General features: G+C 37.9%; 3 protein-coding genes and 1 pseudogene. 3 read left to right on the top strand and 1 reads right to left on the bottom strand.

The features are described from left to right. Positions 1 to 246: 246 nt before the first annotated feature. The 3 genes and pseudogenes from CD138_RS12455 to CD138_RS12445 all read left to right on the top strand — a co-directional run bounded on the left by CD138_RS12455 (position 247) and on the right by CD138_RS12445 (position 3004). Positions 247 to 1128, top strand: a pseudogene (locus CD138_RS12455) (SDR family oxidoreductase). 251 nt (positions 1129 to 1379) lie between these two features. Further along, the gene (locus CD138_RS12450; RefSeq protein WP_019167211.1) at positions 1380 to 2540 is read left to right on the top strand and encodes an FAD/NAD(P)-binding protein; all 1161 of its coding nucleotides are present in this window, start codon (positions 1380 to 1382) and stop codon (positions 2538 to 2540) included. Positions 2541 to 2608: 68 nt separating this feature from the next. Continuing rightward, positions 2609 to 3004 carry a hypothetical protein gene (locus tag CD138_RS12445; RefSeq protein ID WP_019167212.1) on the top strand — a complete coding sequence of 132 codons (396 nt, stop codon included), beginning with the start codon at positions 2609 to 2611 and terminating at the stop codon, positions 3002 to 3004. A gap of 431 nt (positions 3005 to 3435) precedes the next feature. On the opposite strand, the gene CD138_RS12440 is transcribed toward CD138_RS12445, so the two are convergent. Next, positions 3436 to 4566 carry a sugar diacid recognition domain-containing protein gene (locus CD138_RS12440; protein ID WP_019167213.1) on the bottom strand — a complete coding sequence of 377 codons (1131 nt, stop codon included), beginning with the start codon at positions 4564 to 4566 and terminating at the stop codon, positions 3436 to 3438. Between the last annotated feature and the right edge of the window lie 366 nt (positions 4567 to 4932).

The following is a 4932-nucleotide window of genomic DNA, read 5'->3' as shown; positions in this document are numbered from 1 at the left end:
TAAGTGCATGCCATATCGTTAGTAAACGTAACTATAAAAATATTGCTTTGTATAATAATAATATAAACGAAAATTTCTCTATATAAAAAGTATAAAAATAATAGTTTCACATCTAATGAGGTGTTTAACAAAAAAAGAATGATGAACAAGGAGTACAGGATGTGGAAAAGACATCGATCAAATGAATGTTTCTTTCAAGGTGAGAGCGGGAAAATTAACAGTAAACTATTGAAAAGGAGTTTTATGATGACTCAAAACAATCCAACAAACCGCTTTTATAATGAAGACTTTCCGAAACAATATCAAGCATAACCAGGATTACAAAACCAAATGACGCCTGTACCTGATTGTGGTGAAGAAACGTATGTAGGTGCGAACAAATTGGTTGGCAAAAAAGCATTAGTGACAGGTGGCGACTCAGGTATTGGAAGAGCAGCGGCGATTGCGTATGCTAAAGAGGGCGCGGATGTCGCAATTGCCTATCATCCTGACGAACAAGCGGATGCAGATGAAGTGAAAGCCGTTATTGAAAAAGCAGGTCAAAAAGCTGTTTTATTACCGGGTGACTTACGAGATGCAACGTATGCAAAACAAATGGTGAAAGATGCACAGGAACAATTGAATGGTTTAGATATTCTCGTGTTAAATGCAGGCATGCAACAATTCGAACATGAAATCGAAAACTTATCAGCAGAACAATTGACGGATACGTTCGAAGTGAATGTCTTCTCGACAGTGTATTCGATTCAACAAGCGTTAGAATACTTTGAACCAGGAGCGAGTATTATCTTGACGTCATCGATCCAAGGTGTAAAACCAAGCGCACATTTAGTGGATTATGCGATGACCAAATCATGTAACATTTCATTAACGAAAAGTCTCGCAGCACAATTAGGACCTAAAGGTATCCGTGTCAATGCAGTGGCACCTGGTCCGATTTGGACGCCACTTCAAATTTCAGGAGGTCAACCACAAGAAAATATTCCTGAATTTGGCCAAAATCAACCCCTTCAACGTGTAGGGCAACCGGTTGAACTTGCGGATGTTTATGTCCTACTTGCTTCTGATAATGCAAGCTATATTACAGGTCAAGTTTATGGTATCACTGGTGGCGCACCAATCAATTAATTAAATTATCATAGTAAGTTAAAAGAGTTAGGATGTTGATGCTATGATGTCCTAGCTCTTTTTTGATTGCGCTACATTGAGTCATTTTGTATGGAAATTAGGAGGTTTGGTCTAAAAGGTTAGGCACGCCCATTTTTATGAGGACAATGAGTAATGGTAAGGTGTACGTCTTTTTACGAAAATAGTTGATTCGTACGTTAAAGTCCTTTATTATAAATCGTAATTATTACTATTTAGAAAGAGTGAATCCTATGACATACGAATGGGTTATTATCGGTGGAGGTGTGCATGCGACGACGATTGCATTACAACTCCGACAACTTGGATTACCTGTGGAACAACTGAGAATGATTGATCCACATTCACATTTATTAGATCAATTTGATAGACAAACAGAGCGTATAGGGATGCCTTATTTGCGTTCGCCATTAGTGCACCACTGTCATCCTGAACCTTTTGATTTGAAGAAATTTGCGAAACAAGAAGGCTATTCGCAAGCTATGATTGGCCCGTATCAGCGCCCGAGATTAGATATGTTTTTTGATCATACACGTCATTGGATACGTCACTATGGTTTAGAGACGTGCCATATTTGTCAAAAGGCAGTACATATTTGTCGTTGTAGTGAAGATTGGGAAATTACATTAGATAATGAACAAAAAATTCGTACACAACAAGTCGTCTTAGCTATGGGTACGCACCATACGCCTTTCATTCCACCTGCATTTCAAGGTCAACCAGATGTGCAACATATTCATAGTCGTGATTTCGATACAACGATGAAAGGATCTCATGTCGTCGGTAGCGGTATTTCAGCAGGCCATCTTGTGATTAAATTGCTGACAGAAAATGAAGATCAAACCGTTCATTTATGGATGAAGAAACCTTTTGATGTCCATCATTTCGATGCGGATCCTGCTTGGTTAGGCCCAAAAAATATGAAGCCTTTTGAAGCGATGCCTTTAGCCGAAAGAATTCTTGTGAATAAGCAAGAGCGTCATAAAGGGTCAATGCCGAGAGATATGTACATGACATTGAAAAATTATGAGAAAGCTGGCCGACTCATCGTGCATCACACACCTATCGAACGTTTGGAAGAGCATTGTATCGTTGCTGGAGAGACACATATGGCATACGATGGTATTTATTTAGCGACAGGCTTTGTTCTCGATGTCATGACACAACCACTCATTCAAGACATTTTACAATTACCAGAAGCACAATTAGTCGCGGGTTATCCGAAAATTACAGCACAGCTTGAGTGGGTGACCGGTTTATATGTTTCTGGCATGTTAGCGGATTTAGCGTTAGGTCCATTTGCACGCAATATTATGGGTGGGCGACAAGCGGCATTACGTATTGGTCAGGCTTATACCGAAAGTACGTCAATGTATCGGAATGCAGTATCATAATGCTTTAGTCATCGTGCTATGAAATTGTTCGTATATCTTATATAATGCGAGTGATAGGAGCGATAACGATGAAAAAATCTAAAGGCGAAAAATCTCCAAAATATAGGAAAATAAGCAACCGCGTAATGCAGTTCATATTCATATTAGGTATGGTATTGCTCGTTTTATTTATCGGTATGGGAACTGTTATTCCAGAACTCAACCGTCACAAGTATGAAGGTGTCATAGTAGAAAAATATCGAGAGAATCATGGGATGACGACGGGTACAACTCAATTTATTGAATTGAAGCAAGGTGACCGTACGATTAAGATAGAGAATAGTGATATTTTATTGCATGGAAAATGGAATAGTTTGGCAGTGCAAAAGGACATTCGTGAAGATGAGCACGCAACGGTGTACACGATTGGATTTGACGTGCCAAGTCTTGGTATCCATCCGAACTTGTATCGCATTGAACAATAACCGTTTTGTTTTGTCGTGATATGACGAGAAAGCATCGTGAGAGCGTTGAAAAAAATTAAAATCTGTAATCCTAAAACATAGGACTGGGAAAGTTTTCCCAGTCCTATTTATCGGTGCGCTATATTTACAGTTGATGATAATATCGGCGAAAAAGAGGGGGAATTGGACAGAAAAAGGGGCTGAGACTCTTGAGGGAGCACAGTACGACGAAATCTTTGTTACACATGAGATTTCTGTTCTACTCCCAGAATCCTCTAATGCCTCAACAAATGTAACAGTTTAGTCAAGCGTGAGTTAATCGGAGCGCTAGCCTCTAAGAACACGAAGCCATAAGGACAATCAAAACACTCTACATTGCGAAAGGGCAAGTTAAACAACATACTGTATCAATAGCATCGTAATTTTTTGTCATTTCCCTACTTTTTATGGACTTATTCCGAACCTTCATAAAGGAGCTGTGCAATTCTTAATAACACAATCCCATCAATCGTATTCGGATCCCAACCTGTAATTTCGTGGATTTTCTTAATGCGATAATTTAATGTATTACGATGAATAAATAAGTCATTCGCAGTTTTGACGAGTTTCCCATGATTTCTAAAATAAGCTTCAATTGTTTCTCCTAAATACTTATCTTCACCTAAATGTAGCAACTTTTTATAATTTGCGACCAATGTCGTTTCATTTTCTGGTGTGAACTTTTTAATGTTATTACAAATTGTCGCAAGTTCATGCGATTTATAAGTATGTAAACCTTCTTGAATTTTCAAATCGTATAGCAGGCATTGCAATGAACGCGCTTCGTGATAGGACTGAACTAAACCTTTAATTCCAGTTGTAAATGATCCTAGTGTAATTAAAGTGCGGTCAAACACTTCATTTTGTACATTTTTATGAAAGCCATCAATCAATTCTTCATGAGACTTACCACGATTAGGATTAGATTTCACGATATAAATATATTCTTGTGGCGAAATTTCAACAATCTCATCCCCTGGTAATTTTAATGATTCTAATGCATCACGTAGCGCTGTCGTTTTAGATTTACTTGAACTTTGCATTGAAATGAGTGCAACGGTAAACTCATCATTTAAGCCTAAGCGGTCAATCAAACTTTTGCGTTGGTAATTTTGAAAGTGAACGTCGGGATTGAATAAAATATGTGCCAGCATTTGTGTGCGTGACAATGTTTCTTGAAAACGAGAGTAATGTTCGATCTCTTCTTCAACAATAAATTCAGCATGAAGTTTTAATAAATGTGAATAAGCGCGGATTTCATCAGGGTTACCACTGACAAGTAGGGCGCCGTAAACTCTTCCGTGTAGTTCGATTGGAAGGATAACACCGGGGTCTTGTACATTCCAAAAAGACAAATCTTCTAATTCAATATCGATGGGCAGGTTGCGTTCGATTGAGTGTCGCGCAGCTTGATGTACTTCACCTACACGATCAGGATTGGACGTTGCGATAATTTGACCACCCCGATTCGTGATGAGTATTTCAGCTTTAATAATGGATGATGCTCTTTTTACGACTTTTTGAGCCCAATGTTGTTTTATCATTTACTCCAGCTCCTATTTTTATATGTATTCAGAATAAAGGTAAAGCAATCCTCTTTATCGAATTGTGAAATGTATATCAGAAAGTGAGTAGGCCTGTTGTTTTGGTCATACGATGATTTGGTTTGCAACGGATGATGACTCCCCCAATGGTACCTTAGCCTTTCGGGTAGGGTATCTGTTGGTGTTTGAGAAAGTACAATCCGATGTTTGTAAAATGAACAACAGAAAAGATGGAATATAATTTTTGTCCTATTACACTTTATTTTTTATTGAATGATATTAAATATTAATATCATATCATAGATTGAATTAACTGTAATAAGTTTACCGGAATCTTTTCTTTAAGTTTTTTTAAAGATTGTAAAC

The sequence above is a fragment of the Staphylococcus intermedius NCTC 11048 genome, assembly GCF_002902385.1.
In the GTDB taxonomy this organism is placed as follows: domain Bacteria; phylum Bacillota; class Bacilli; order Staphylococcales; family Staphylococcaceae; genus Staphylococcus; species Staphylococcus intermedius.
The sequence above is the reverse complement of the archived record's forward strand: the minus strand, read 5'-3'. Positions and strand labels throughout refer to the sequence as shown.

Excerpts from the sequence above, each read along its gene's own strand:
- CD138_RS12450 (WP_019167211.1), top strand. The coding sequence starts at position 1,380 with ATGACATACGAATGGGTTATTATCGGTGGAGGTGTGCATGCGACGACG.
- CD138_RS12445 (WP_019167212.1), top strand. The coding sequence starts at position 2,609 with ATGAAAAAATCTAAAGGCGAAAAATCTCCAAAATATAGGAAAATAAGC.
- CD138_RS12440 (WP_019167213.1), bottom strand. The coding sequence starts at position 4,566 with ATGATAAAACAACATTGGGCTCAAAAAGTCGTAAAAAGAGCATCATCC.